Raw genomic sequence first — 26,545 nt, 5'->3', positions numbered from 1 at the left:
CCATTGAACTTCCACCATGAGGAAACTAATATCCACTGATCAGAAGCCCATGGTTCCGCTTCCGGTCCCCGGAGGCGCCCCGTGGCCGTATCTCGGAGCCCTGGCACCCCGTGCCGTCCCGGGCGACCCGGCGGCCACGGGATGCCACCGCACCACCCGCTGAAGGAGTGACAGCTCATGTCCGCACCAGCGCCGTCCCCGCTGGCCATCGTCGATGCCGAGCCCCTGCCGAGGCAGGACGAGGTCCTGACCGATGCGGCCCTCGCGTTCGTGGCCGAGCTGCACCGGCGGTTCACGCCCCGGCGTGACGAGCTGCTCGCCCGTCGCGGCGAGCGCCGGGCCGAGATCGCCCGCACCTCCACGCTGGACTTCCTGCCGGAGACGGAGGCGGTCCGGGTGGACGACACCTGGAAGGTCGCCCCGGCCCCGGCCGCGCTGGACGACCGCCGGGTGGAGATCACCGGTCCGACCGACCGCAAGATGACCATCAACGCCCTGAACTCGGGCGCCAAGGTCTGGCTCGCCGACTTCGAGGACGCGTCCGCCCCCACGTGGGAGAACGTGATCACCGGCCAGCTCAACCTGATCGACGCCTACACCCGGAACATCGACTTCACCGACCCCAAGTCGGGCAAGTCGTACGCCCTCAAGCCCGCCGAGGAGCTCGCGACGGTCGTCACGCGCCCGCGCGGCTGGCACCTGAACGAGCGCCATCTCCAGCTGGACGGCACCCCGGTGCCCGGCGCGCTGGTCGACTTCGGCCTCTACTTCTTCCACAACGCGCAGCGCCTGATCGACCTCGGCAAGGGCCCGTACTTCTACCTCCCGAAGACGGAGTCGCACCTGGAGGCCCGCCTCTGGAACGACATCTTCGTCTTCGCCCAGGACTACGCCGGCATCCCGCAGGGAACGGTCCGCGCGACCGTCCTGATCGAGACCATCACCGCCGCGTACGAGATGGAGGAGATCCTCTACGAGCTCCGCGACCACGCCTCCGGGCTGAACGCGGGCCGCTGGGACTACCTCTTCTCCATCGTCAAGAACTTCCGCGACGGCGGCTCGAAGTTCGTCCTGCCGGACCGCAACCTGGTCACGATGACCGCCCCGTTCATGCGGGCGTACACCGAACTCCTCGTCCGCACCTGCCACAAGCGCGGCGCGCACGCCATCGGCGGCATGGCGGCCTTCATCCCCTCGCGGCGCGACGCCGAGGTCAACAAGGTCGCCTTCGAGAAGGTCAAGGCCGACAAGGACCGCGAGGCCAACGACGGCTTCGACGGCTCCTGGGTCGCACACCCCGACCTGGTCCCGATCGCGATGGCCTCCTTCGACGCGGTCCTCGGCGAGAAGCCGAACCAGAAGGACCGTCTGCGCGAGGACGTCTCGGTGGCGCCGGGCGACCTGATCGCCATCGACACGCTGGACGCGAAGCCCTCGTACGACGGACTGCGCAACGCGGTCGCTGTCGGCATCCGCTACATCGAGGCGTGGCTGCGGGGCATGGGCGCGGTTGCCATCTTCAACCTGATGGAGGACGCGGCCACCGCCGAGATCTCGCGCTCGCAGATCTGGCAGTGGATCAACGCGGACGTGGTCTTCGAGAACGGCGAGCACGCCACCGCGGACCTCGCCCGCAAGGTCGCGGCCGAGGAACTGACGGCGATCCGCGCCGAGATCGGCGACGAGGCGTTCGAGTCCGGCAAGTGGCAGCAGGCCCACGACCTGCTGCTCCAGGTCTCGCTGGACCAGGACTACGCGGACTTCCTGACGCTGCCGGCGTACGAGCAGCTGGGCTGACCTCCGAGGACCCGAGCGCCGCATCCCCGCGCCTCAACGCGCGGGGGTGCGGCGCTTCCCGCACGCGGGGAGGTCCGCGGCGACCGCGCGGGCCGCGCACACGGCCGCCCGTACGAGCAGGACGTTCACGGCGGCCCCCAGACCGCAGGCGAGAGCGAGGCCTCCGGCGTCGCCCACTCCCCCGCCGGTGTCACCGACGAGCGCGACGAGGGGCGTGAGGACGAACACGTACAGCACGTTCAGCCCGGGCTGGGATAGCAGGAAGAGCAACGACTCGGCGCGCGACGGGGCTTGGGCTCCCACGATCAGCCCACCGGCCGCCATGACGACGACGTAGGCGGCGGCCGCGATCCGGGCGCCGCGAGGGGTGAAGCGGGTACGGCTCATCATGCCGGGCCTCTCGGTAGGCAGGTGGACCGGTCCATTATTGAACACGTTCGAAACTCTGCGCACCCCTGCCTCATTCGCCGTACTGGCGTGCGATTCCGGGCCGATGGCCGTTATGATCACGCACGGCAAGGCTGTAGCGCAGAGGTCGTCGCGCCCACGCATCGAGCTGGAGGACGCCGGTTCGAATCCGGTCGGTCTTGCCACCTGTTCTTGGAGGATCGCGCCGGCGCTGGGCGGGGGTGGGCGCGAACGGTCCGCTTCCGGCCCGGGGCCCGGCGTGGGACTGGGGAGTTGTGTTGTCGCAGCCGATGCCCGTGCGCTGCCCCGCGATCGAGCACCCGGACGTTCCGCTCGTCGATGTGGCCGCGTTGAACCCGCTGGTGGAGCGGCTCGGGGGTGAGCAGGCGGTCGGGTCCGACGAGGTGTTCCCGGTCGGGACACTGCGGGCCGACGGGCGCGTCGATCTCTGCAAGCAGGGTCTCGGTGCGGCCGGCGCCGCCCTGCTGATGCCCGCCCTCGCCCGGTCGCCGCACGCCGGCCACGTCCTGCTCGGCACCAACTCCCTGGGCGACGAGGGCGCTTGCTCGGTGGCCGACGCTCTGCGCGACGTACCCGGACACGGGCTGCGGACGGTCTATCTCGGCTGCAACCGCATCGGGGCCGAGGGTGCCGCCGCGCTCGCGGGCGCGCTGAGCGGGGACTCCACCGTCAGGGCGCTGTGGCTGAAGCGGAATCCGCTGGGTGACACGGGCGTCCGGGCACTCGCGCCGATGCTGGCCCGCACCACCTCGCTGCGCACCCTGGACCTCGTCAACACCGGGGTCACCACCGCCGGTCTGGAGGCGCTGCTCGACGCGCTGACCTCGCGGGAACAGCCGCTGGAGCGGCTCTTCCTCGGCGGCAACGGGCTCGGCCAGGACGCCGCTCCGCTCCTCGCCGCGCTGATCCGGGACGCGGGGGTGCGGGAGCTGTACGTGTCGGCCAACCACCTCGGCGACGCGGGGGCCGCCGTGCTCGCCGCCTCGGCCGGTCCGGAGCGCCCCGTGCGGCTCGGGCTCGGCGGCAACGGGATCGGGCCCGCCGGGGCCGGCGCCCTGGCCGACGCGCTGGACGGGATCGAGGCGCTCGACCTCGGGCGGCCGATGTCGGAGCGCAGCCTCGGGGCGGCGGGGAACGCGACCGGCGACGCGGGCGCCCATGCGCTGACCCTGGCCCTGCCCGGGAGCCCCCTGCGGCGCCTCGAACTGGCCCACACCGGGCTGACGGGGCGGGGCGCGAAGGCCCTGCTGGGAGCGGTCGGCGCGGACTGCCGGCTGGAGTACGTGGGGCTCGGGCCCGGGCTCCCCCGCAAGGTGAAGCGTTCCTTCGCCACCCGGCTGCGCCCGGACCACGGCGCCCACCCGGACCTGCGCGCGATCCGGAGCGTCTACCGGTGAGGCTCCGCCCGGAGGACCGGTTCCTCAGCGCGGAGGAGGCCTCCAGCCTGTGGCAGGTCCGGCGGTACGCCGTGCCCCGCACGATGATCGAGCGGTCCGCGGAGCGGCGGCTCGCCGGTGACTGGCGGGGCGCGCTCGCCGCGGCCGACGTCGACGTGGACTTCGATCCCGCCGGGGTGGCCTCCGTGTACGGCACGGCCGTGGCGGAGGCCCTCGTGGCCGACCTGCTCCATCTCGTGCCCGACCTGGTGCGCTGGCATCTGCCCCGGGTCCTGGGCGGGCGCTCGACGCTCGCCCCCGGCCGGACCGTCGTACTCGCCGGATACGCCGGACACCTGGACGGGTCCGGTCTGCCCCACGCGCCGTACCTCCACCTGCGCACACCAGCGATGGTGGAGGGCCCCCAGCGGCTCTCGCTGCGTTTCGGGGCGGTGCCCGGCGAGTCCTCCCCCGGTCTGTTCCGCGGCGGTACCGAGGACTGGCGCTCGGTCCGGTATCTGTGGGACTCCCGGCGTACGGACGGTCTGCGGGCGGCCGTGGGCGCCGGTGGCCGGATTCCCTTCTTCCACGACGACGGGACCCCGCTGACGCGGCAGGAGCTCGCCGCGTCCGGTGACGGGGACGCCGCCGCCCGGGCGGAGCGGGTGACACTGCTCTACGAGCGGGGCGAGATCGATGAGGCGTTCGCCGCGGCGGGGATCGAGTGGGATCCGACGCCGCCGGCCTCCGAACGGTCGCTGTACCGGACGGACCCCGGGGAGGTCCTCCGCGCGACCGCCATCGACATTCCCCGGCTCGAGTCGGCCGTGCGCCGGGCGACGGCCGCCGTGGGCAGCGAGCGCTTCCTGGCCGCCGGCCACTGGCGCAGGTACATCCTGCTGGAGCTCACCGACCACAGCGCCGGCGGGCGGCTCCGCGCCACGGTCGTGGAGGCGAAGCCCAGCGCTCCCGGCGCCTTGCTGCCCCGGGCGGCCTGGCGGCGTCTCCTCGACCTCGACCTGCTGCGGGCGGGCGTCGTACCGCCGCAGTGGCTGCACCCGTTGGTGGCGCGGGCCCTGTTCCCTTCCCTCGAAGGCCCCTTCGGGCCGCCCGGTCCTTCGCTGCCGGGTCCGGTGCGCGTGCGGTGCCGCGGCGAGTGGCACGAGGTCGTCTTCCGTGACGGCGCCCTGCGCTCCCCGCACACGGAGGAGGAGCGGCTGCGGGAGAGTGCCATGCGGGCGTTCGGCGGCGCGGTCGCGGGCTGCTTCGCGGTGGAGCACTCCTGCACGACGGGTCAGGGGCGCCTCCCGAAGGCGCTCCGGGCACAGCGCAAGGAGCTGTTCCTGCACATCCAGCACGGGAACACCGCCGGAGTCCTGGAGCTGCTGGACGCCGGGGTCGACCTCCGGGTGCGCAACGCCAGGCGACGGGGGCTGCTGCACATGCTGCCGCTGCTCGACCACGAGGCACTTCTGCCACGACTGCTGGCGGCGAAGCTCGACCTGGAGGCCCGGGACCATCTCGGCCGGACCCCGCTGAGCGTCGCGGTGAGCGAGAGGGGCTCCGTGACGCTCGTACGCGCGCTGATCGACGCGGGTGCCAGGATCGACGTGACGGACGCGGAGGGACTCTCCCTCGACCAGCTGATCCACCGGTACAAGCGCGAGGACCTCGCGTTCCTCCGGGAGCGGCTGGCCGCGGAGCACCCTGGCATCGGCGTCGACTGGTACGAGCGGTGGTTCAGGAACAAGGACGGGGAGGGCGAGCAGCAGTGAGCACGACCACGGGGGACCGGCCCCCGCCCTCCGGCCCCCTGGAGGCGGCCGACGAGCTCAACCGGCGCCTGCGCGTCACCCGCACCGAGCCCGCGGAGAGCCCGCAGCTCGACGCGCTCGCCCTGGCGGTGACGGCCAATCAGCCGGTCCTGTTGTGGGGCGAGCCGGGCATCGGCAAGTCCGCCGGGATGGAGCAGCTCGCCGCCGGTCTGGGGCTCGAACTGGAGACGGTCATCGCGAGCGTCCACGAGCCGTCGGACTTCGCCGGGCTGCCGGTCGTCGGCGACGATCCCGCCGTGACGGGTGTGCCGATGGCGCCGCCGGACTGGGCGGTCAGGCTCGCCCGGGCCGGCCGCGGGCTGCTGTTCTTCGACGAGCTGTCGTCGGCGCCCCCGGCCGTGCAGGCCGCGCTGCTGCGGGTCGTGCTGGAACGGCGGGTGGGCAGCCTGCGGCTGCCGGAGAGCGTGCGCATCGTCGCGGCGGCCAACCCTCCGTCGAGCGCGGCGGACGGCTGGCACCTCAGCCCGCCGCTCGCCAACCGCTTCGTCCATCTCCGGTGGACGCACGACCCTCGTACCGTCGCCCGCGGCATGGCGGGGACCTGGCCGGCCCTGGGGGTGCCGGTGGTCGACCCGGCCAAGGTCTCCGGCGCCGCGGCGCGGGCCCGGGGCGCCGTCTCCGGGTTCCTGACGGCACGTCCGGGGCTGGTCCACCACCTCCCGGCCGACGCGGAGAGCCGGGGCCGCGCGTGGCCCTCCCCGAGGACCTGGGACATGGCCCTGCGGCTGCTGGCCGCCGGCTACGCGGCGGGTACCGGGCGGGAGGCGGTCGCGGCAGCGCTCACCGGTGCCGTCGGGGACGGTGCGGGCATCGAGCTGCTGTCGTACCTGGACCATCTCGACCTGCCCGACCCGGACCGTGTGCTCGCGGACCCGGACGCGTTCGCGCTGCCCGAGCGCGGCGACCGGCAGCTCGCCTTCCTGATCGCGGTCGTCGCCGCCGTGCAGGGCGAGCTGACCCGGAAGCGCTGGGAGGCGGGGTGGGCGGTGCTGGCCAAGGCCGTGGACGCGGGGGTGCCCGACGTGGCGGCCCGGGCGGCGGTCGATCTGGCGGCCATGCGCAGCCTGGACTGGCCGGTGCCGCCGGGCATCGACGGCTTCCTGGACCTGCTGCGGCAGTCCGGCGCCCTTCCGCAGGGTGGCTGAGCTGGACACCACCAAGCTGCTCGCGGCGCGGTACCGGGCGGCGACGGACCGTCCGTACCTCGCCTCGGCGTTGTACGCCCTGACGGTGGTGCCCAGCGACGAGGTGCCGACCATGGGCGTGGACCGTCACTGGCGCTGCTACGTCTCGCCCGGCTTCGTCGACCGGACCCCGGTGGCGGAGCTGGCGGCGGTCTGGGTGCACGAGGTCGCGCATCTGCTGCGCGACCATCACGGCCGCGCGGATCTGCTGCCGGCGGCGGACCGGCGTGACCGGCACCGGGTCAACGTCGCCCAGGACTGCGAGATCAACGACGACCTGGTCGCCGATGGGCTGCCGCTGCCCGCCGGGCGGCTGGAGCCACGCCTCTTCGGTCTCCCGGAGGGGCAGCTCTTCGAGGCGTATCTGACGGCGCTGCCGCCCTCCGCCTGGATCCACGACTGCGGGTCGGGCGCCCATGGCGAGCCGTCCCCCTGGGAGCCGGACGCGGCCGCGGGGCCGCCGGGGGTCGGCGGTGTGGAGGCGGAGTCGCTGCGCCACCACACCGCGGAGGCCATGCGCGCCCATGTGCGGTCCAGGGGAACCCTGCCGGGTGGCTGGAAGCGGTGGGCTGACGAGGTCCTCGAACCCACGGTCGACTGGCGGCAGGTGCTCGCGGGGGCCGTACGGGAGGCTGCCGCCTGGGCGGCCGGGGCGGTGGACTACACCTACCGCCGCCCCGCACGCCGGAGCGCGGCCCTGCGCGGCGTCGTGCTGCCCAGCCTGCGCCGGCCGCTGCCCAGGGTGGCGGTCGTCATCGACACCTCGGGCTCGATGGGTGACGAGGAGATCGCCGCCGCGCTCGCCGAGGTGACCGGAGTGCTGCGGGAGGTGGGCATCCGGGGCAACCGGGTCACCGTCCTGGCCTGCGACGCCGATGTCCGGGCCGTCTCCCGGGTGACGTCCGCCGAGCAGATCGCGCTCGCCGGCGGCGGTGGCACCGACATGCGCGTGGGCATCGCGGCGGCGCTGGCCGTGCGCGAACGCCCCTCCGTCGTGGTCGTCCTGACGGACGGCCTCACCCCGTGGCCGGACGAGATCCCGTCCTGCCGGGTCGTCGCCGCCCTCGTCGGCCCGTCCGCGCCCGCCGCTCCCCCGTGGGTCGAGACGGTACGCGTCACGGGCTGAGCCCCGGTGCGCCGCTCCCGTGTCGCCGGAGCGGCGCACCGGCCGTGCGGCCGTGCGGTCGTGCGGCCGTCGGGGCTCACCCGCCGGACGGGATGTCCACGTAGTCCTTGAAGAGCAGCGACACGGTGTGCCGGTCGGACGGCCAGTTCGGCACCACGAGGGTCTCGTCCACCCCGCCGGTCCCGCGCATCGTCTGCGTGACCGGGATCGACCCCCTGCCCCGCTCGTCGGCCGGGAGGGACAGGTCGGTCGCCGTCAGGAACGGTACGCGGTCGAAGGGCGGCAGTGCCGCGTCCAGGTGACTGACCCCGTCGCACCCCTTGTCGAAGGCGAACAGGCCGAGGATCTGCCGGAGTTGCGGGGACACGGCAGGGTTGAGCACATCGGTCCCGCCGATCCGGAGCCGGTCGTCGTCGGCCGTGCCGGCCCGCCACTCGCGTGCGCGGACCACGGTGAGCGCCGTCTGTCCCGGGCACGCGTCGATGGAGTCCGCGACCCCGCCCGGCGGGGAGACGAGCAGCCGGACGAAACGGTCGTCGCGCTCGAAGGGTTCGAAGTAGAAGTGGTTGGTGCGCTCGCCGGAGCGGACGAGGGCGAGCTCGTAGTGCCCGCGTCCGCCGACCGCGAGCGGGCCGAAGGCGCCGTCCGCGCCCGTCTTCACCACGTGCTGCGGCAGAAGACCCGCACGGGCTCCGGTGGCGGGGTCCAGCCGCCATACCTCCAGCCGGCCCGGGAGGCCCTTGTTCTGCGGGAAGTGCACGGCGCGCCCCTCGATCACGACGGAGGCGGGCGGCTCGGGCAGGACGCGCGTGGTGAGCGGCGCCCTGCCCCGGAGGAACGTGTAGATGTGGCCGAAGCTCTCGGCGGAGGTGGCGCTCTCCGTGTGGCCGGCCTGCGGTTCGTGGACGTTGACCGCGCCGCCGATCGACCCGTTCGGCTGGAGGCTGCTCCAGATGGCCAGGGTGGGCACCCCGCCGGGCTGCGCGGCGGCGGTACGGCCGTCCAGGTTCACGTACTTCGCGACCTCCGCCGCCCGCTCCGGCACGGAGAGGTACGCCTGCGCGACCCGTGTCCCGCGCGAGTGCGCCAGGAGGTCGACCTGGGAAGCGCCGGTACGTGCCCGGACGGAGTCGACCAGTGCCTCGAGTCCGGCGATCGCGTGGTCGTCGGTGGCGATGGAGGTGTCGTACTCATGGACGTACAGCAGGTCGTCGCGGTAGCCGTTGCTGGAGAACCGCTTGGCCTGCGCCTGCCACTGCTGGGCCGAGCCCTCCTGCCCGTGGACGAAGATCACGGGGTTGACCGTGGCGCGTGGCACGGCCGCGGCCCGGGTCGGGGCCGACGGGGCGGCGAGTGCTGCGACGAGTGCCAGAAACAGAGCGAGCAGCGTGGCCCGGCCCGTCAGGGCCGGCTGTGAACCGGTCATCGTGTCCTCCGAGTTGCCGTCGTCGCAGGGGAAGCTACGGCCGGTGCCGAAAGTCCCGCCAGTCGCGGGACCGAGGCTGAGACGGCGGTCTCAGCTCGCGCGGGGCGAGGTCCCGCGGGTTTGCTGGAGCACGGCGCGGGCAGTGCGTTCGGCCAGGGCGAGGTCCGGTCTGCGGCTGCTCAACAGCTCGGCGTACAGGGTGGATTCGACGACCCTGACATAGAGGTACGCCAGATCGTCGATGCCCGAGCGGGGCCACAGGCGGTCTCTCTCCCCCGCCTCCAGCAGGATGCTCCGCTGGGCCAGTACGGCCCGCCGGTGGACACGGCCGCCGGTCAGCAGGCGCCGCGCCGTCTCGGGTTCGTCCCGCAGGAAGTCCTCGAAGGGGGCGGAGCCGCGCAGCGCTCCGACGAAGTACCGGGTGATCTCCAGGACCCCGTCCACGCCCGCGCGGGTGCGCCGCAGCCGTGCCCGTTCCAGCAGGTGGTCGGCCAGCTCCCAGAGCACGTCGGCCAGGAGCGCGTCGCGGCTTCCCACCACGCGGTACAGGGTCGCCCGGCTGATCGCGAGGTCCTGCGCGAGCGCGTCCATGTCCACGGTGCCGTGCCGCAGGAAGAACCGGCAGGCTCCGCGCACGACATGGCCCCGGGTGACGACACGCCGGGAAGGCCGCGCGTCCCGCATGCCGACCGCCTCCTCCGACGACTCCGGCGCAGCCGCCGGGGGCCGGTACCTTAGCGCGCCGGCGCTCCCGGGGGCGATACTGATCGTGACGGTCGCCCCGCCGCGCACCGGCTCCGCACGGGACCGGTGGGACGCACTTGAGTCGATGCCTCCGAGGGGAGCCGTTCATGACCACGGCGAAGGACCTGTTCATCATCACCCTGGACCCGCGGCCCGAGCACGCCGTGGGGCAGGGTGACCTGTCGCTCGCGCTCGCGGGAGCCGAGCTGATCGATCTCATCGGCGCGGGGGCCGTCACCGTGGACGGTGACCGGATCGTGCCGGGCGAGCCCCGGACGCCGGACGACGCGCTCCTCGGCGACGCCGCGGCCGGGCTCACCCGGCAGCCGCCCCACGAGCGGATCGACGACTGGCTGTGGCGCCGGGGCGAGGGCCTCTCGGCCGTGTACCAGGCCGGCCTGGAGAAGGACGGCGAGCTGACGCGGAAGCGCAGCGGCCGCTCGCCCTTCGGTCCGGAGCGGGTCGAACCGGCCGATACGCCCGGCCGGCGCCGGGCGGCCGGACGCCGGGAGTCGGGCGAACCCGTGCTGGCCGCCCTCGCCTCGGCCGTGGGCATCGACGACGGCAACTCCGGCGAGGAGAGCGGCTTCGACGACGAGGCGGTCGCGACGGTGGTGGCCGCCGTACACGACGCTGTGATGGAGCTGGAGGCCGTGCGCCAGCGGCGGAACATCGAGAACTCCGCCTTCGCCAACCTCTGGCGCGGCCCGTGACCGGCCGGGCCTCCGGTCAGCCGCCCAGCACCACCGTGCGCTGGGCCGAGAAGTCACCCCACTTCCCGTCGGGCAGCTTGGGCCGGATCTTGAGCGAGTAGCGGGTGCCCGGCGGGTCGCTCAGGGTGAGCCGGTACGTCGCGCGGCCCTTGGGCGGCGTACCGCCCCAGACGATCGTGGTGGTCTGCTTCCCGTTCAGGAACAGCTGGTACGCGGGAATGGTGCCGCCGGTGTCCGGCTGGTCCCAGGAGAGGTCGACCAGGAACTCCGTGCCCTCGGCCGTCAGCTTCGTCCGCAGCCCGGTGGGCGCCGTGCTCGCGGGGTCGCCGGGGGCTGACGGAGTGGTGAGGTCGAGGGCGTTGCTGTCCGGTGAGGAGCGGTCGGCCGCGTCGCGGGCGCGGACGGTGAAGGTGTAGACGGTGCCGGGCCGCAGCCCGCCGATACGGGCCGTGGTGCGTGTGCCGGGGACGCTGTGGATCCTGGAGTCCTCCTGGTAGATGTCGTACGAGGTCACGCCCACGTCGTCCGTGGAGCCGCCCCAGGACAGGGAGACCGTCCGGCCGCTGTCCGCCGTGCCCCGCAGTTTCGTGGGCCCGGTCGGGGGTTCCTCGTCGGCGGGTGCGGCGGCGGGAGTGGTGACGGGGACGGCGGCGCTCGGCGCGGAGACGTTTCCCGCGGCGTCGCGGGCCCGGACGGTGAAGGAGTAGGCCGTGGAGGCGGTGAGGCCGTCGATGTCGGTCATCAGCTTCGCCGCGTCGACCGAGGCGGCCTTCTTCCCCTCCCGGTAGACGTCGTAGCCGGCGATCCCCTCGTTGTCCGAGGCGCGCTCCCACATGACGTGTACGGAGGTGGCGCTGCCCGCCTGTGCCGTCACCCCCTCGGGGACCGTCGGTTTTCCGGTGTCCGCCTCCGCGGAACCCCCGCAGGCGGTGAGTGCGGCGAGGAGCAGGGCGGCGGAGCAGGTCAACGCGGTGCGTGCGTGGGGGCGTTGCACGGTGATGCCTTCCATCCGACAGCAATGGTCCAGACCTATATGCCATGCGGGTGGGGCCCGCCACAAGGGGGCGGATCGGAACGTTCCGCAATGTCCGCGATGAGTTCCGGGCGCGGGAGCGGTCTGAAGGGTATGGACACACGAAACGGCACCGCGCCCGGACTCGATCTCGAACCGGTGGCACGGCGGGTCCGGGAGCTGCTCGGCTCCGTGGACGACCGGCAGCTGGCCGGCCCGACGCCCTGCCCCCGCTACTCGGTGCGGGAGCTGCTCGGCCATCTGCTGGGGCTGACCGTCGCCTTCCGCGACGCGGGGCGCAAGGAACTGGGCCCGACGACCGGTACCTCCCCCGGCTCGGCGCTCCCGGTGCTGCCCGGCGACTGGCGCGGGACGATGCCTGAGCTGCTGGACGAGCTGGTGGCGGCCTGGCGCTCCCCGGACGCCCTGGAGGGCATGACCCAGGCGGGCGGGGTCGATCTGCCGGGCCGGATCGCCGGGGCGGTCGCGAGGAACGAGCTGCTCGTGCACGGCTGGGACCTGGCCAGGGCGACCGGGCAGGAGTTCCGGGCGGACGAGGAGAGTCTGCGCGCGTCGGAGGTGCTGCTCGCCCCGGGCGACGACGACAGGTCGGGCCCGGACGCGATCTTCGGCCCGCCGGTCCCCGTCCCGCCCGGGGCGCCGCTGCTCGACCGGGTGATCGCGCTGAGCGGACGGCGGCCCGACTGGCGGCCGGGCACGGGGCCCGGGGCGCCGGGGGGCGGCACCTCGGGGATCAGCTCGTGAAGAACTCCGTCACGCGGGACGCGATCTGACCGGGGTCCCGCTCGTGCGGCCGGTGGCCGCCGCCCAGGGTGACCAGCCGGCAGTCCGGGATCAGGGAGGCCATGTCGGCCAGGCGTCCCTGGTCCATGGTGCTCTCCGGGCCGCCGGCGAGGATCAGGGTGGGGGCGACGATCTGGCCGAGCTGCTCCTCCAGGCCCGGGTCCGGGTCGTTGATCTGCGCCATGACGGCGGGCACGGCGTTCTCGTCGTAGTCGACCGGGCCTTCCGGGACGAACTGGGCGGGCTCGTCGGGCCGGAACGGCGGCGGTGTCTCGACCAGCACCAGCCGCTCCACCCGGTCCGGGTGCTCCTCGGCGAGCATGCAGGCGACGACTCCGCCCATCCCGTGGCCGACGACGCCGACCCGGTCGATCTCGCAGGCCTCCAGGAACTCCGCGACGTCGTCCCTCATCAGCTCGAAGTCGTACTCGTCCGGCCAGTCGCTCTCGCCGTGGCCGCGCAGGTCGATGGCGTACACCCGCCAGTCCTCGCCGAGCAGGCTCCCGGCCGCCTCCCAGTTCGCCGACGAGCCGCCGAGGCCGTGCAGCAGCACGACGGGAGAGCCGAGCGACTCCCCCCAGGTCCGGTACGCCAGCCGCACGTCGCCGACATCCACAACAGACTGATCTTCCATGTCCCGAACGCTACAGGCGCCGGACGGCTGCCGGACCCGGCCCCCCGGCCTGGCACGCTTGGTGCGTGAAGCACAGATGTCTCGTCCTCGCCGCCGTCGCGGCCCTCGTCCTGACCGGCTGCTCCGGTGAGGGCTCCGACACCTCCGAGAAGGGGCTCGACGACCCCGCGAAGAAGGACATCGCGATGCGGCTGGTGTCCAGCGCCGAGAACTCCACACTGGACTGGAAGGCCCAGTACGGCTACATCGAGGACATCGGCGACGGCCGCGGCTGGACCGCCGGGATCATCGGGTTCTGCTCCGGCACCGGCGACCTGCTGAAGGTCGTGGAGCGCTATACGGCGAAGCGCCCGGGGAACGCGCTCGCCGGGTTCCTCCCGGCGCTGCGCGCGGTGAACGGCACGGATTCGCACGAAGGGCTGGGCAGCGCCTTCACCGGTGCCTGGAAGAAGGCGGCGGCGGACCCGGCGTTCCGGTCGGCGCAGGACGCGGAGCGCGACTCGGCGTACTTCGATCCGGCGGTCGAGCGGGCCGAGGCCGACGGGCTGAGCGCGCTCGGCCAGTTCATCTACTACGACGCCTATGTGATGCACGGTTACGCCGACACCCCGGGCACCGTCGGCTTCCGTACGATCCGCGCCCAGGCCGTCGCCGAGACGGACCCGCCGTCCGAGGGCGGCGACGAGGAGGCGTATCTGAACGCCTTCCTGGACGCCCGGGTGGCCGCGATCCGCGAGGAGCCCTCCCACAGCGACACCAGCCGGGTGGAAACGGCGCAACGCGTCTTCGTGCGCGAGGGGAAACTGCGGCTGGAGACACCTCTGGCATGGAGGGTGTACGGCGAGAGCTTCCGCATCGACGGGGGCTGAACCCCGCCGCGGCGGGGAAGAGATCTCCGGGAGGACTGGTGCACCACCCCCACACCGGCACCGCTCGCCGCCACACGGCCCGGCAAAGGCGCCTCGCCCGTACCGCCTCGACGATCATCGGGCTCGCGCTCGCCGCGGCGCCCCTCACCGCACAGGCCGGCGTCCCCACGGTGCCGGCCGCTCACCTCCAGGAGGCAGCCACGTCCGGGCTCGACGACCCCGTGAAGAAGGACATCGCGATGCAGCTGGTGTCCAGCGCCGAGAACTCCACACTGGACTGGGAAGCCCAGTACGCCTACATCGAGGACATCGGCGACGGCCGCGGCTACACCGCCGGGATCGTCGGCTTCTGCTCCGGGACGAGCGACATGCTGGAGCTGGTCCGGCGCCACACCGAGCGCGAACCGGGCAACGTACTCGCGACGTACCTGCCCGCGCTGCGGGAGGTGGACGGCACCGACTCCCACGAGGGGCTCGACCCCGGTTTCACCCGGGACTGGGTGAAGGCTGCCTCCGGCGCGTCGTTCCGGAAGGCACAGCGCGACGAGCGCGACCGGGTGTACTTCGATCCGGCGGTGCGCGCCGCCAGGAAGGACGGTCTCGGCACGCTCGGCCAGTTCGTGTACTACGACGCGGCCGTCATGCACGGCGAGGGCGACGACGCCGACAGCTTCGGCGGCATCCGGCGGGCGGCGCTGGAGAAGGCCCGGCCGCCGTCGTTCGGCGGCGACGAGGCCGCCTTTCTGAACGCGTTCCTGGACGTGCGGGTCCGCGCCATGAAGCGGGAGGAGGCCCACTCGGACACCAGCCGCGTGGACACGGCCCAGCGGGTCTTCCTGCGCGAGCGGAACATGGACCTGGACCCGCCGCTGGAGTGGAAGGTCTACGGCGACAGCTTCCACATCGGCTGACCGCCCGGCCGCACACGGGTGCGCGTACGCGCTCCCCGTGAAGGGGCGGCGTACGCGCACCGGCCGTTCAGTGGGCGACGGGCACCGCCATGGGGTCCTTCGGCAGCTCGTCGGCCGGGGCCCCGGCCTCCGGGTCCTCGTCCGGCCTCCGGCCCCAGTGGTTGAAGGCCAGGTTGAGCACGATCGCCACCACGCAGCCCGTGGAGATGCCCGAGTCCAGGACGACGAGCAGGTCCTCGGGGAAGGCGTGGTAGAAGTCCGGCGCGGCGATCGGGATGAGGCCGACGCCGACGGCCGCCGCGACGATCAGGGCGTTCTCGCCCTTCTCCAGGGCGGCGGTGGCGAGCGTCTGAATGCCGCTCGCGGCGACGGAACCGAAGAGGACGATGCCGGCGCCGCCGAGCACCGGCAGCGGTACGAGGGCGATGACGGACGCGGCCACGGGGACGAGACCCAGCAGGACGAGGATGACGCCGCCCGCGGCGACGACGAACCGGCTGCGGACCTTGGTCATGGCGACCAGTCCGATGTTCTGGGCGAAGGCGCTGCACATGAAGCCGTTGAACAGCGGGCTGATGGCGCTGCCCAGGGTGTCGGCGCGGAGCCCGCCCTCGATGGTCCGCTCGTCGGCGGGGCGTCCGACGATCTTGCCGAGGGCCAGCATGTCGGCGGTGGACTCGGTCATGCAGACGAGCATCACGATGCACATCGAGATGATGGCGGCGACCTCGAACTGCGGTGCGCCGAAGTGGAACGGCGTCGGGAAGCCGACCAGGTCGGCGTCGCCCAGTGCCCCGAAGTCGGTGATGCCGGCGGGGATCGCGATCAGGGTGCCGACGACGAGGCCCAGCAGGATCGCGATCTGCTGGAGGAAGCCCCGCAGCAGTTTCCGCAGGGCCAGGACGATGACGAGGGTGACGGCGGCCATCACGATGTTCGTCGTCGAACCGTAGTCGTCGGCGGTCGCGTTGCCGCCCTGGGCCCAGTTGAAGGCGACCGGCAGCAGCGAGACACCGATCAGGGTGATCACCGTGCCGGTGACGACGGGCGGGAAGAACCGCACCAGTTTGCAGAAGTACGGGGCGAGGACGAAGCCGAGCAGACCGGCGACGATGATCGCTCCGAAGATGACGGCGATGCCGTCGTGGCCGCGGTCCTTGCCTATCGCGATCATCGGGGTGACACCGGCGAACGAGACGCCGTTGACGAACGGCAGCCGGGCGCCTATGCGCCAGAAGCCGAGCGTCTGGAGCAGGGTGGCTATCCCCGCGGTGAAGAGGCTCGCCCCCATGAGGAAGGCGGTCTCCTTGGCGCTGAGGCCCACGGCGGGGCCGACGATCATGGGCGGGGCCACCACACCCGCGTACATCGCGGCCACGTGCTGGAGGCCGCTGGTGAACATCCTGAGGGGCGGGAGCGTCTCGTCGACCGGATGCTTCTCTTCCGGTCCGCTTCCCTCCGGCGTGCTTCCTTCGACTGCTTTTCCGTCGACTGCGTTCTTGCGAAACCTGGGCGTAGCTGCCACGGCTTCCTCCGGTCGGGTACACGTCGGGCGACGTGGGTGTCAGGGAGGTGGTGCTGAGTGGTGCGTTGGTGCAGGTCGTGCAGCTGGTGCGGGCAGCGTGGAGCTCACCTGCGCGGGTGCGCGTACAGGGCGTACGCGCACCCGGGCAGGCTGCTGCGGACCCTGCGGGTCCACTGCGGCCGGCCGAGGGCCGTCCCCCTCGGCCGGCCTGTCATGGGGGGTGCGGAGCGTCAGGCTCCTGCGGCGATCTGCGCCAGGCGCCGGGCCTCGTCGCGGGTGGCGCGGGCGATGGCGTCCTCGTCGGCCGTGATGAGCCGGCTGTCCTCGACGACGGGCCTGCCGTCGACGAGGGAGAGGGTGACCGGGGCCGCCGCGCCGAAGACCAGGGCGGTCACCGGGTCGGCGATGGAGGCGTGGGCGAGGGTGTCCAGCTTCCACAGCACCAGGTCGGCGAGCTTGCCCGGCTCCAGGGAGCCGATCTGGTCGGCACGGCCGAGGACGCTCGCTCCGCCGTACGTGCCGAGGCGCAGCGCCTGACGCGCGTTCAGGGCCTTCTCGCGGTGGGCGCCGAGGCGGTTGATGAGGAGGGCGTTGCGCAGCTCGGTGTGGAGTTCGCCGGACTCGTTGGACGCGGTGCCGTCGACGCCGAGCCCGACCGGGACTCCGGCGGCGAGCATGTCGGGGACGCGTGCGATGCCCGCGGCGAGGCGGGCGTTGGAGGACGGGCAGTGCGCGACGCCGGTGCCGGTGCGGGCGAAGGCGGCGATGTCGGAGTCGTTCATGTGGACGCAGTGGGCCATCCACACGTCGTCGCCGAGCCAGCCCGTGGACTCGAAGTAGTCGGTCGGGCCCATCCCGAACAGTTCCTTGCAGAACTGCTCCTCCTCGACGGTCTCCGAGCCGTGGGTGTGCAGCCGTACGCCGCGGCGGCGAGCCAGCTCAGCGCCCTGGCGCAGCAGTTCGGTGGAAACGGAGAAGGGCGAGCAGGGTGCGACGGCGATCTGTGTCATCGCGTCGAACGAGGCGTCGTGGTGTGCGTCGATGGTCGCCTCGGTCGCGGCGAGCGCCCCGTCGAGCGTCTCCACCGCGAAGTCCGGGGGCAGTCCGCCGTCCTTCTCGCTGCGGTCCATGGAGCCCCGGGCGAGGGTGAAGCGTACGCCCATGTCACGGGCGGCCCCGATGATCGCGCCGGACAGGTCGCCGGAGCCGCGCGGGAAGACGTAGTGGTGGTCCATCGCGGTGGTGACCCCGCCGCGGGCCATCATCGCGAGGGAGCCCTGCGCTGCCGCCCGGACCATCGGCTCGTCGATGCGCGCCCAGGTCGGGTAGAGCGCGACCAGCCAGTCGAAGAGGTTGTGGTCGGTGGCGAGGCCCCGGGTGATCCACTGGTAGAAGTGGTGGTGGGTGTTGACGAGGCCAGGCGTGACGAGGTGGCCGGTGCCGTCGACGCGCCGGACGACGCCTTCGAGGTTCTCCGGTGCTCTGCCCGCGCCGACGGACTCGATGCGGTTGCCCGCCACGACGACGTGCCCCGAGGCGTACTCGGTGTCGTGGGCGTCGACGGTGGCGATCGCGCAGTTCTCGATGACGGTGCGCTGGGTGGTCCTGGGATCCGCCGAAGCTGCCATGGTGCTTCCCTCTTCTGTCTCGGGCGATGTGGGCACGGCAGGACCCTAGGAGGATTTGAGTGCCACAGCGTTGCGGCTGTGGGTGCCGAGATGATGGAAGAACAGGTTGAGCAGGACCGCGACGAGCGCTCCCGCACTGATCCCGGAGCCGAGCACGGTCTGCGCCCAGGACGGGAATCCGGCGTAGAAGCCGGGGGCCGCGAGGGGGACGATGCCCGCGCCGAGGGCCACCGCCACGAGGACGATGTTGGAGCTGTCGTCGAGTCCGGCCTCGGCCAGGGTCCGGATGCCGCTCACCGCGATCGAGCCGAACAGGACGATGCCGGCTCCGCCGAGCACGGGCATCGGGACGAGCGAGACGACGGCCCCGAGCACGGGGAAGGCGCCCAGGACCAGCAGGGCTCCGCCCGCCGCGGCGACGACGTGGCGGCTGCGCACCCCGGTCAGCGTCACGACGCCGACGTTCTGGGCGAAGGCACTGGTCGGGAAACCGCCGAAGACCGGTCCGAGCAGGGTGGCGATTCCGTCGGTGCGCAGACCCCTGGTGATGGTGGCGCCGTCGGTGCGCCGCTCGCAGATCTCGCCGAGCGCCAGCATGCCGGCGGAGGACTCCGTCATCAGCACGAGCATCACGATGCAGAGCGAGAGGATCGCGGCGGGCTGGAACTCGGGCGCGCCGAAGGAGAAGGGCGTGGGCAGGGCGGCGACGGGAGCGGAGCCGAGCGCGGAGAAGTCGGCGAGTCCGAACGGGACGGCGGCCAGCGTGCCGGCGAACATGCCCGCGAGCAGGGCCGTCTGCTTGACGAAGCCGCGTCCGAAGCGCTGGATCAGCAGGATGACGACAAGGGTGAAGGCGGCGAGCGCCAGGTACTTCATGGCGCCGAAGTCGTCGGCGGTCGCATCGCCTCCCTGCGCCCAGCCGACCGGCACGGGCATCAGGGTGACGCCGATGAGGGTGATGACGACGCCGGTGACGAGCGGCGGGAAGAAGCGGAGCAGCCGTCCGAAGAAGGGTCCCACGGCGAGGCAGAAGACGCCCGCGACGATCACCGCCCCGTAGATGGCGGGGAGTTGGTGGCCGGGCGCGGTGTTCTCGGCGATGGCGAGCATCGGGGCGATGCCCGCGGAGGACGCGGCGTTGACGAACGGCAGCCGGTTCCCCGCGAAGCGCCCGGCGCCGAGGGTCTGGAGGAGGGTGGCAAGTCCGGCGATCAGGAGGCTCGCGGCGATCAGACGGGTCATGCCGGCCGTGTCGAGTCCGACGGCCTGTCCGATGATGAGCGGAGGGGTGACGACGCCCGCGTACATGGCGGCGATGTGCTGGAGTGCGGCGGGGACGAGCCGCGAGGGCGGGAGCTTTTCGTCCACCGGATGAACTGCCGTGCCGGCAGCGGTCGGTGGGGTTGTACATGGGCCTTTCGCCGGCCCCGTTGCAGGCTGTGCCATGGATTTTCCCTCCGGGATGACCGGCCCCCGTGCCCGCTGGGGACGGGGGCCGGTTCAGCACCGCGTCAGAGGTTGGTCATGTCGACCGGGATCTTCGGCTCGACGCCGTCGCGCAGTACGGTCGCCTCGATGAGGCCGTACGGGCGGTCGGCCGCGAAGTAGACCTCGTTGTCGTTCTTGAGGCCGAAGGGCTCCAAGTCCACGAGGAAATGGTGGTTGTTGGGCAGCGAGAAGCGGATCTCGTCGATCTCGCTCCGGCTGTTGATGATGCGCGAACCCATCTGGTAGAGGGTCTGCTGGAGCGAGAGCGAGTACGTCTCGGCGAAGGCTTCGAGCATGTGCTTGCGCGCCTGCTCGTAGGACTTCTCCCAGTTCGGCATGCGCTGCTCGTCGTCGGTCCAGTTGTAACGCCACCGGGCGGAGACGTCCGTCGCCAGGATGCGGTCGTACGCCTCCTTGAGCGTCGTGTACTTGTCCTTGACGTAGCCCCAGAACTCGGAGTTGGTGGAGTTCATCACCGTGAGGTCCTTGAGACCGGAGACGACCTCCCACTTCTCGCCGTCGTAGGTGATCTGGGTGGTGCGCGTCTCCTGGCCCTTGCGGACGAAGGAATGCTTGACCTCGTCGGCGCCGATGAACCTGGAGTTGCCGTCGGAGGTCGCGATGCGCTCCCAGGCGTACTCCTCGATCCTGATGCGGGCCACCTTGATCGGCTCCTGCGAGGTCACGAAGTGCCGGGCCAGGTGGATGCCGAACTGCTCGGCGGACTCTATGCCGTGTTCCTTGGCGAAGGCGTACACCGTGTTCTTGGTGGTGTCGGTCGGCAGGACGTTGGCGTTGGAGCCGGAGTAGTGGACGTCGTCCATGTCGCCGGAGAGGGCGACCGAGACATTGAGGTCCTTGATGTGGTGGGTGTCGCCGTCCCGCGTGATCCTGACGACGCGGTTCTCTGCTTTGCCGTACTGGTTCTGGCCGAGAATCGTGGGCATTGTCTGCTAGCTCCCTCGGTAAACGGAGTAGCCGAACGGGTTGAGCAGCAGCGGTACGTGATAGTGCTCGCCCGGGGTGACGGCGAACGCGATCGCCACCTCCGGGAAGAACGCGCCGCTGTCCCTTACGCGGGGGGCGTCCTGCTGCGCCTCGGCTTGCTTCTTGCTGGTGAAGTACGACTCGGTGTCGAAGACGAGCCGTACGTGGGTGGTGCCTTCCGGCAGGGCCGGCAGGTCCTTGCAGCGCCCGTCCGCGTCGGTCGCGGAACCGCCGAGCGTCACGTAGTCCGCGTCCGCACTGCCGCGTGCGGCGAGGGACACGGTGACGGCTGCCGCGGGGCGGCCGATGCTGGTGTCCAGGATGTGGGTGGACACCGATGCGGTGGTGTCGGTGCTCAAGACCGTCACGCTCCTTGCTCTGGAGAGTCCTGTACGAGCCGGGTCAGCCGGATCCGGTTGATCTTGCCCAGTTCGGTGCGCACGATCTCGCGCTCCTGCTCGGGCGAGTTCCCGGTCCGGGCCTTCACCGCGTCGCGCATCTGCTCACCGGTGGCTCCGGTGGCGCAGATCAGGAAGACGTGTCCGAACCGCTCCTGGTAGGCCAGGTTGAGTTCGAGCATCTCGGCCCTGAGCTCCTCGGACGCACCGGCCATCCCCCGCTGCTCACGGGCGGAGGCCGGGTCCCCGGGCTTGGGGCGGCCGATCGGCGGGTGGCCGGCCATCGCTTCGGCCAGGTCCTGCGCGGAGAGCTCCGCCATGGCGGCGTCACTCGCCGAGAGGAGGGCTTCCGTGCCGGCGTACGGCCGATGGGCGAGAACGAGGCTTCCCCACTTCGCACTGGCACACACCTCGTGCAGCGCTGCTGCGGCCTCGTCGGCCGCCAGGGTGTTGAACCGGGCGAGGCCCGGTGTGGAGCTCGAAGTCACGGGAGCCTCCGTGGCTGTTTTCGCTGTGCGTTGTCGGGCTGCGGATAGCTAACGCCCTTCACAACACGACGTCAACAGTTTGTTGAAATTCCACGAACAGAGAATGCCGCCGACCGGTCCCCCGGGCGACGGCATTGGACCGCTTACGCGGGGCTATTCACCCTTGGCGGCATTGTCCCTGTTCAGGTAGTTGTACACGGTGAAGCGGCTGACCCCGAGGGCTCCGGCCACGGTCTCCACCCCGTGCCGCACGGCGAAGGCGCCACGCGCCTCCAGGGACCGCACCACACCCTGCTTGGCCTTGCGGTCCAGGTCGGACAGCGGCATTCCGTGCCGCCGCTCCATGGCGGCCAGGATGTGGTCGAGCGACTCGGAGAGCTGCGGGAGCCGCACCGCCATGACGTCCGTGCCCTCCCACGCCAGCACGACGTCGTCGGCCGCGGCCTGCTCGGGGCTCAGCAGCTCGGCCCCCATGGCGTCGACGAGCGGCTTCACGGCCGCGACCAGGGGGTGATCGGTCGGTTCGGTCACGGGGTGTCCTCCCCGATCACGTTGAGCTGGAGGGACACCCGGGTGGCGCCGGAGGCCAGGGCCTTGCGCAGCAGGGAGTCCACGGCGGTGAGGACCTGGTCCGCGCCCCCTTCGGCCGTGTTCCCGAAGGGGCCCACGTCCACGGCGTCCAGATCGGCGGTCTGGATCACCTCGCGGGCCACCACCGCGTGGGCGGGTGCCTCGTCGAGATCGAAGGGCTCGGTGGTGAATTCCACCCTCAAGCGCACGTTGCCTCCCTCATGTCCCGCCGCGCCCGTCGGCTCGCACGGCTCGCCCCGACCCTATGGCACGGGCCCCCGGAGCCTTGGGCCCGCGCCTCACCCTCCGGCCTGGATGTCCCCCCGGGTGGACGACGCGATGGGGTCCCCGTGCGCGAAGTCCCCGGGCGGGATCCCCGGGTGGTGCCCGTCCCTGACCAGCGGTGCGGTGGCGGCGGGCCCGAGTGCCAGCCGGGAGACGATCCGGTAGCGGTCACCCCGGTAGAGCGAGTGGACGTACTCCACGGGCACCCCGGCGGTGTCCGAGGTCAGGCGCTCGAAGAGCAGCGCGGGGGACAGCTCGGGGACCTCCAGGAGCTGGGCCTCCGCGCGCGTGACGACGGTGGGCTCGATCGCCTGGACCGCCTCGCGCACGTGCACCCCGTGGGTGTGGCGCAGATGCTCGTAGAGATCACCGTCCTCCAGTTCCTCCGCCGACAGGCCCGGGACCAGGGCGGCCCTGATGTGCAGGTGCTCGATGGCCATCGGCGCACCGTCGACCAGGCGCAGCCGCGCGACGTACACGATGTCCTCGGCGGGCGACATCCGCAGCCTGCGGCCCACCCGGGCGCCGGCCGGGAGCGTCGTGAACTCCAGCAGCCTGCTCGACCACGCCCCGGCGGCCTGCGGCAGGCTCAGGGAGAGGTCGGCGGAGACCAGCTCCTGGGTGATCTTCTCCGGCGCCACGAACATCCCGCGCCCGTGCTCCCGTACGAGCAGCCCGGCCGCCACCAGCTCGTCGACGGCGGCGCGCAGGGTGGGCCGGGACACGTCGAGCAGGGCGCACAGGGCCCGTTCGGACGGGATGGCGTCCCCGGGGCTCCGGCTCTCGATCAGCTCGAGGACCGCGTCACGCGCCCGCTCCCGCTTGAGCACCGTCCCCGGTACGTCGGCTTTCATGCTCTTCCCTCCGCGCGTTCTGCTCCCTTTACCAGTTGAGCAATCGATGTCTACTGGTCAGGGAGATTCTAGCCACCTCGCACGGCATGAACAGGGGGACGGCGGATCCGGATCGGCCAATATCCCTTTATACAGAGGGGCTTGACGACCCCATTGGTCTATGCCACCTTCATCCACCACTAAGAGGTGAGCTGTCCAGTGGACTTCACTGGTCAGGTGGTCAGGTCTCTGCTCCCGTTGAGGTGAACCGTGAAGTACCGCTTGCTTGCCGGTGTGTCCGCGCTCGTGACGGCCGCCGCTCTCACTGCCTGCAGCTCCGGCGCCGACGACGCCGAAGGGGCCGGGGGCGTGACGACGGTCGATGTCTGGCTGATGCGGGACAGCGTCTCCGCCGCGTTCCAGAAGGAGTTCACCGAGGGATTCGAGGCCGCGCACCCGGACATCGACGTGAAGATCCAGATCCAGGAGTGGGACGGCATCGGCCAGAAGATCACCGCCGCACTGGCCAGCCACGACGCCCCGGACGTGATCGAGGCGGGCAACACGCAGGTCGCGCAGTTCGCCGAGAGCGGCGGGCTGCTGGACCTCAGCGACAGGAAGGACGAACTGAACGGCGGCGACTGGCTGAAGGGCCTGGCGGAGCCGGGTTCGTACGACGGCAAGCAGTACGGCATCCCGTACTACGCCGCCAACCGGGTCGTGATCTACCGCAAGGACCTCTTCGAGAAGGCCGGCGTCGATCCCGCGAAGATCACCACGCGCGAGGAGTGGATCGCCGCCACCACGAAGCTGAACAAGGGCGGCACCCAGGGCATCTACCTGCCGGGCCAGCTCTGGTACGCGCTGGCGGGCTTCGTCTGGGACGAGGGCGGGGACCTCGCCACCGAGTCCGGCGGGCGGTGGAAGGGCGCGCTCGACACACCCGAGGCGCAGCGGGGCATGGCCTTCTACGCGCAGCTCCAGGCGCTCGGGAAGGGCCCCAGGGACTCCGACGAGGACGATCCGCCGCAGGCCGAGGTGATGGCGCAGGGGCAGGTGGCCCAGGTCATCTCCACCCCGGGCGGTGCCAACGTGGTCGTCGAGAAGAACCCCGGGCTGAAGGGGAAGCTGGGCTTCTTCCCGATCCCGGGGAAGACGGCGGGCACCCCGGGCGCGGTGTTCACCGGCGGTTCCGATCTGGTCGTGCCCGCGGCGGCCGGGCATCCGGACGCGGCGGTGACGTTCATCAGGGAACTGACGGGCGACGCCTGGCAGAAGAAGCTCGCGGTGGCCATGAGCTACGTGCCCAACCGGACCACCCTCGCCTCGGCGGTGGCGGGTGACCCCGGCGCCTCGGCGATGGCGGTCGGCGCGGCCAACGGGCACGCGACGCCGAACACCCCGGGCTGGGCGGCCGTGGAGGCCGAGAACCCCATCAAGGACTACATGACGGCCGTCCTCACCGGCGGTGACGCCGCCGAGGAGGCGGCCAAGGCCTCCGCGGACATCACCCGGGCCATGACCGCGGGCTCCTGACCGTCCGGTCCGCCTCCCCTCACCCCCTCACCCCCTCACCCCCTCACCCCCTCGCCCCGTCACCCGTCACCCGTCACCCGTCACCGAGAGGAGGCCCGCCGTGCCGGCTGTACGCGAACGGCCCGCTCCACGCGTCACCCGTCCCCCGAAGGCACCTCCGGGGCGGCGGCCCGGACGGACCTCGCACCGCTTCTGGCCGTACGCCCTGATCGCCCCCGCGATCGGCGGGATGCTCTATCTGCTGGTCTACCCGCTGGTGCGGGCGGTGGTGATCTCCCTCCAGGACTTCCGGCTCCGCCAGCTGATCAGCGGGGACGCCGAGTTCGTCGGCCTGCGGAACTACCGGACGCTCCTGTCCGACCAGCGCTTCTGGGAGGTCACCGGCCGCACCTTCGTCTTCATGGCCGTCAACGTCGTGCTGATCATGGTCATCTCGACCCTCGTGGCCCTGATGACGGAGCGGCTCGGGCGCGTCGGGCGGACCGTCGTGCTCTGCTCCCTGGTGCTGGCCTGGGCGATGCCGGTCGTCGCGGCCACGACGGTCTTCCAGTGGTTGTTCCACTCGGAGTTCGGCATCGTCAACCAGACGCTCACCGGCCTCGGATTCGGGTCCTTCGACCGCTACCCGTGGTTCGCGAACGGCACGGCGTCCTTCACGATCCTGGTCCTGCTCATCGTCTGGCAGTCCGTGCCGTTCGCCGCGGTCACCCTGTACTCCGCCCTGACCACCGTCCCCGCCGAGCTGTACGAGTCGGCGCGGCTCGACGGGGCCTCGGGTCCCCGCATCTTCCGCTCGCTGACGTTCCCGATGCTGCGGCCGATCTTCATGCTGGTCCTCTCCCTGGAGGTGATCTGGACCTTCAAGGCGTTCGTCCAGATCTGGGTGATGACCCGCGGCGGCCCCGGCGACGCCACCACCATCCTGCCCGTGTACGCCGTCCAGACGGCGCTCTCCGGCCAGCGCTACGACCTGGGCTCCGCCGCGTCGATGATCACCGTGGTCCTGATGTCCGGGGTGCTGGTCGCCTACTTCCGTCAGATGTTCCGTCAGGAGGACGACCTCCGATGACTCCGCTGCGCACCCGTCTCCGGCGGGTCCCGCTGAACGCCGCCGCCGTCGTGACCGTGACGGTCTGTCTGTTCCCGGTCTACTGGATGGTCTCGACCGCCTTCAAACCCTCCCGGGACATCCAGTCCTCCGAGCCCCGGCTGGTGCCCTACACCTGGACGCTCGACCACTTCCGCAAGGCCGTGCAGGCGGACGGCTTCGAGCTGTTCTGGCGCAACAGTGTCCTGGTCACGCTGGGCGCGGTGCTGCTCTCCCTCGTCGTGGCGCTGGGGTCCTCGTACGCCGTGGCACGCCTGCGGTGGAAGGGCCGGCGGCAGTTCCTGCTGCTGGTGTTCGTGGCGCAGATGGCGCCCTGGGAATCGCTGATCATCCCGGTGTACATCATCTCGCGCGACACGGACATGCTGGACCGCCTGCCCACCCTGACCCTCGTCTACTTCATGATCACGCTGCCGTTCACGATCGTGGTCCTGCGGGGGTTCCTGGCCACGATCCCGCCCGAACTGGAGGAGGCCGCCCAGGTCGACGGCTGCACCCGCACCGGCGCGTTCACCAGGGTGGCGCTGCCGCTGCTCGCCCCCGGCCTGATGGCGACGTCGCTGTTCGGATTCATCACCGCGTGGAACGAGTTCGCCTACGCCAACTTCCTGATCATCAAGCAGCAGGACAACCGCACCCTCCCCGTCTGGCTCTCCTCGTTCCAGAACACCTTCGGCACGGACTGGGGCGCCACCATGGCCGCCTCGACGCTCTTCGCCCTGCCCGCGCTCGTGATCTTCCTGCTGCTCCAGCGCCATGTGACCTCCGGCTTCGCGGCCGGCGCGGTCAAGGGCTGAGCCCGCCGGGCGCCCCGCGAACCCGTCCGCGCGAACCGCCCG

26 protein-coding genes and 1 pseudogene are annotated in these 26,545 nt (G+C 71.9%); 13 read left to right on the top strand and 14 right to left on the bottom strand.

Annotated features, from left to right (window positions below; translation table 11 throughout):
• The first annotated feature begins 177 nt into the window (after window positions 1–177).
• Window positions 178–1,797, top strand: a complete 1,620-nt coding sequence (gene aceB / locus ACWCQM_RS15300; RefSeq protein WP_450915768.1) for a malate synthase A — start codon at window positions 178–180, stop codon at window positions 1,795–1,797.
• Between the two features lie 33 nt (window positions 1,798–1,830).
• Here aceB and ACWCQM_RS15295 read toward each other — a convergent pair whose 3' ends face one another.
• Window positions 1,831–2,187 carry a hypothetical protein gene (locus tag ACWCQM_RS15295; RefSeq protein ID WP_450915767.1) on the bottom strand — a complete coding sequence of 119 codons (357 nt, stop codon included), beginning with the start codon at window positions 2,185–2,187 and terminating at the stop codon, window positions 1,831–1,833.
• A gap of 127 nt (window positions 2,188–2,314) precedes the next feature.
• On the opposite strand from ACWCQM_RS15295, the pseudogene ACWCQM_RS15290 reads away from it, so the two are divergent.
• The 5 genes and pseudogenes from ACWCQM_RS15290 (at window position 2,315) to ACWCQM_RS15270 (ending at window position 7,747) form a co-directional block, all read left to right on the top strand.
• Window positions 2,315–2,390: pseudogene (locus ACWCQM_RS15290) on the top strand.
• Window positions 2,391–2,483: 93 nt separating this feature from the next.
• Window positions 2,484–3,623, top strand: a complete 1,140-nt coding sequence (locus ACWCQM_RS15285) for a gala protein (RefSeq protein WP_450915766.1) — start codon at window positions 2,484–2,486, stop codon at window positions 3,621–3,623.
• A complete protein-coding gene (locus tag ACWCQM_RS15280; protein WP_450915765.1) occupies window positions 3,620–5,377 on the top strand; it encodes an ankyrin repeat domain-containing protein in 1,758 nt (585 codons plus the stop codon). Before ACWCQM_RS15285 ends, ACWCQM_RS15280 begins: the two co-directional genes overlap by 4 nt.
• On the top strand, window positions 5,374–6,582 hold the full coding sequence (locus ACWCQM_RS15275) for an AAA family ATPase (RefSeq protein WP_450915764.1): 1,209 nt from the start codon (window positions 5,374–5,376) through the stop codon (window positions 6,580–6,582). The genes ACWCQM_RS15280 and ACWCQM_RS15275 overlap by 4 nt, the downstream gene beginning before the upstream one ends.
• Window positions 6,575–7,747, top strand: a complete 1,173-nt coding sequence (locus ACWCQM_RS15270) for a vWA domain-containing protein (protein WP_450915763.1) — start codon at window positions 6,575–6,577, stop codon at window positions 7,745–7,747. The genes ACWCQM_RS15275 and ACWCQM_RS15270 overlap by 8 nt, the downstream gene beginning before the upstream one ends.
• A 76-nt stretch (window positions 7,748–7,823) precedes the next feature.
• On the opposite strand, the gene ACWCQM_RS15265 is transcribed toward ACWCQM_RS15270, so the two are convergent.
• The gene (locus tag ACWCQM_RS15265) at window positions 7,824–9,173 is read right to left on the bottom strand and encodes a hypothetical protein (protein ID WP_450915762.1); all 1,350 of its coding nucleotides are present in this window, start codon (window positions 9,171–9,173) and stop codon (window positions 7,824–7,826) included.
• A gap of 90 nt (window positions 9,174–9,263) precedes the next feature.
• Window positions 9,264–9,857: a QsdR family transcriptional regulator gene (locus ACWCQM_RS15260; RefSeq protein ID WP_450915761.1), complete on the bottom strand. Its 594-nt coding sequence runs from the start codon at window positions 9,855–9,857 to the stop codon at window positions 9,264–9,266.
• Window positions 9,858–10,024: 167 nt separating this feature from the next.
• On the opposite strand from ACWCQM_RS15260, the gene ACWCQM_RS15255 reads away from it, so the two are divergent.
• Window positions 10,025–10,630 (top strand): GOLPH3/VPS74 family protein, encoded by a 606-nt coding sequence (locus ACWCQM_RS15255; RefSeq protein WP_450915760.1) that lies wholly within the window; start codon window positions 10,025–10,027, stop codon window positions 10,628–10,630.
• A gap of 16 nt (window positions 10,631–10,646) precedes the next feature.
• Here the strand turns inward: ACWCQM_RS15255 and ACWCQM_RS15250 are convergent, their stop codons facing one another.
• Entirely contained in the window at window positions 10,647–11,639 is a 993-nt protein-coding gene (locus ACWCQM_RS15250; RefSeq protein ID WP_450915759.1) for a fibronectin type III domain-containing protein, read from the bottom strand.
• Between the two features lie 117 nt (window positions 11,640–11,756).
• On the opposite strand from ACWCQM_RS15250, the gene ACWCQM_RS15245 reads away from it, so the two are divergent.
• A complete protein-coding gene (locus tag ACWCQM_RS15245; protein ID WP_450915758.1) occupies window positions 11,757–12,407 on the top strand; it encodes a TIGR03086 family metal-binding protein in 651 nt (216 codons plus the stop codon).
• Here ACWCQM_RS15245 and ACWCQM_RS15240 read toward each other — a convergent pair.
• Entirely contained in the window at window positions 12,397–13,080 is a 684-nt protein-coding gene (locus tag ACWCQM_RS15240; protein ID WP_450915757.1) for an alpha/beta fold hydrolase, read from the bottom strand. The two genes, ACWCQM_RS15245 and ACWCQM_RS15240, sit on opposite strands and share 11 nt — an antisense overlap.
• 65 nt (window positions 13,081–13,145) lie before the next feature.
• On the opposite strand from ACWCQM_RS15240, the gene ACWCQM_RS15235 reads away from it, so the two are divergent.
• Both ACWCQM_RS15235 and ACWCQM_RS15230 read left to right on the top strand, forming a co-directional pair.
• A complete protein-coding gene (locus ACWCQM_RS15235; protein ID WP_450915756.1) occupies window positions 13,146–13,949 on the top strand; it encodes a chitosanase in 804 nt (267 codons plus the stop codon).
• A gap of 38 nt (window positions 13,950–13,987) precedes the next feature.
• Window positions 13,988–14,860 (top strand): chitosanase, encoded by an 873-nt coding sequence (locus tag ACWCQM_RS15230; RefSeq protein WP_450915755.1) that lies wholly within the window; start codon window positions 13,988–13,990, stop codon window positions 14,858–14,860.
• Between the two features lie 67 nt (window positions 14,861–14,927).
• Here ACWCQM_RS15230 and ACWCQM_RS15225 read toward each other — a convergent pair whose 3' ends face one another.
• The 9 genes from ACWCQM_RS15225 to ACWCQM_RS15185 form a co-directional block, all read right to left on the bottom strand.
• Window positions 14,928–16,385, bottom strand: a complete 1,458-nt coding sequence (locus ACWCQM_RS15225; protein ID WP_450915754.1) for a nucleobase:cation symporter-2 family protein — start codon at window positions 16,383–16,385, stop codon at window positions 14,928–14,930.
• A gap of 230 nt (window positions 16,386–16,615) precedes the next feature.
• Entirely contained in the window at window positions 16,616–18,013 is a 1,398-nt protein-coding gene (locus tag ACWCQM_RS15220; protein ID WP_450915753.1) for an 8-oxoguanine deaminase, read from the bottom strand.
• A 45-nt stretch (window positions 18,014–18,058) separates the two neighbouring features.
• On the bottom strand, window positions 18,059–19,459 hold the full coding sequence (locus ACWCQM_RS15215; RefSeq protein ID WP_450915752.1) for a nucleobase:cation symporter-2 family protein: 1,401 nt from the start codon (window positions 19,457–19,459) through the stop codon (window positions 18,059–18,061).
• 65 nt (window positions 19,460–19,524) lie between these two features.
• On the bottom strand, window positions 19,525–20,448 hold the full coding sequence (gene pucL / locus ACWCQM_RS15210; RefSeq protein WP_450915751.1) for a factor-independent urate hydroxylase: 924 nt from the start codon (window positions 20,446–20,448) through the stop codon (window positions 19,525–19,527).
• 6 nt (window positions 20,449–20,454) lie between these two features.
• Entirely contained in the window at window positions 20,455–20,847 is a 393-nt protein-coding gene (uraH, locus tag ACWCQM_RS15205; RefSeq protein WP_450915750.1) for a hydroxyisourate hydrolase, read from the bottom strand.
• A gap of 5 nt (window positions 20,848–20,852) precedes the next feature.
• Window positions 20,853–21,374 (bottom strand): 2-oxo-4-hydroxy-4-carboxy-5-ureidoimidazoline decarboxylase, encoded by a 522-nt coding sequence (uraD, locus tag ACWCQM_RS15200; protein ID WP_450915749.1) that lies wholly within the window; start codon window positions 21,372–21,374, stop codon window positions 20,853–20,855.
• 153 nt (window positions 21,375–21,527) lie between these two features.
• Window positions 21,528–21,905 carry a helix-turn-helix domain-containing protein gene (locus ACWCQM_RS15195; protein ID WP_450915748.1) on the bottom strand — a complete coding sequence of 126 codons (378 nt, stop codon included), beginning with the start codon at window positions 21,903–21,905 and terminating at the stop codon, window positions 21,528–21,530.
• Window positions 21,902–22,153, bottom strand: coding sequence for a hypothetical protein (locus ACWCQM_RS15190; RefSeq protein WP_073748564.1), 252 nt, complete (start codon window positions 22,151–22,153; stop codon window positions 21,902–21,904). Before ACWCQM_RS15190 ends, ACWCQM_RS15195 begins: the two co-directional genes overlap by 4 nt.
• 90 nt (window positions 22,154–22,243) lie before the next feature.
• Window positions 22,244–23,083, bottom strand: a complete 840-nt coding sequence (locus ACWCQM_RS15185) for a GntR family transcriptional regulator (RefSeq protein ID WP_450915747.1) — start codon at window positions 23,081–23,083, stop codon at window positions 22,244–22,246.
• Window positions 23,084–23,332: 249 nt separating this feature from the next.
• Here ACWCQM_RS15185 and ACWCQM_RS15180 point away from each other — a divergent pair, with 249 nt between their 5' ends.
• From ACWCQM_RS15180 to ACWCQM_RS15170, 3 genes are all read left to right on the top strand, one after another.
• Complete coding sequence (locus tag ACWCQM_RS15180; protein WP_450915746.1) at window positions 23,333–24,598, top strand: extracellular solute-binding protein; 1,266 nt, start codon at window positions 23,333–23,335, stop codon at window positions 24,596–24,598.
• Window positions 24,599–24,698: 100 nt separating this feature from the next.
• Complete coding sequence (locus tag ACWCQM_RS15175; RefSeq protein ID WP_450915745.1) at window positions 24,699–25,667, top strand: carbohydrate ABC transporter permease; 969 nt, start codon at window positions 24,699–24,701, stop codon at window positions 25,665–25,667.
• Window positions 25,664–26,503, top strand: coding sequence for a carbohydrate ABC transporter permease (locus ACWCQM_RS15170; RefSeq protein ID WP_450915744.1), 840 nt, complete (start codon window positions 25,664–25,666; stop codon window positions 26,501–26,503). Before ACWCQM_RS15175 ends, ACWCQM_RS15170 begins: the two co-directional genes overlap by 4 nt.
• Window positions 26,504–26,545: the final 42 nt, after the last annotated feature.

The sequence above is a fragment of the Streptomyces sp. NPDC002125 genome (assembly GCF_053593715.1).
The sequence above is the reverse complement of the archived record's forward strand: the minus strand, read 5'-3'. Positions and strand labels throughout refer to the sequence as shown.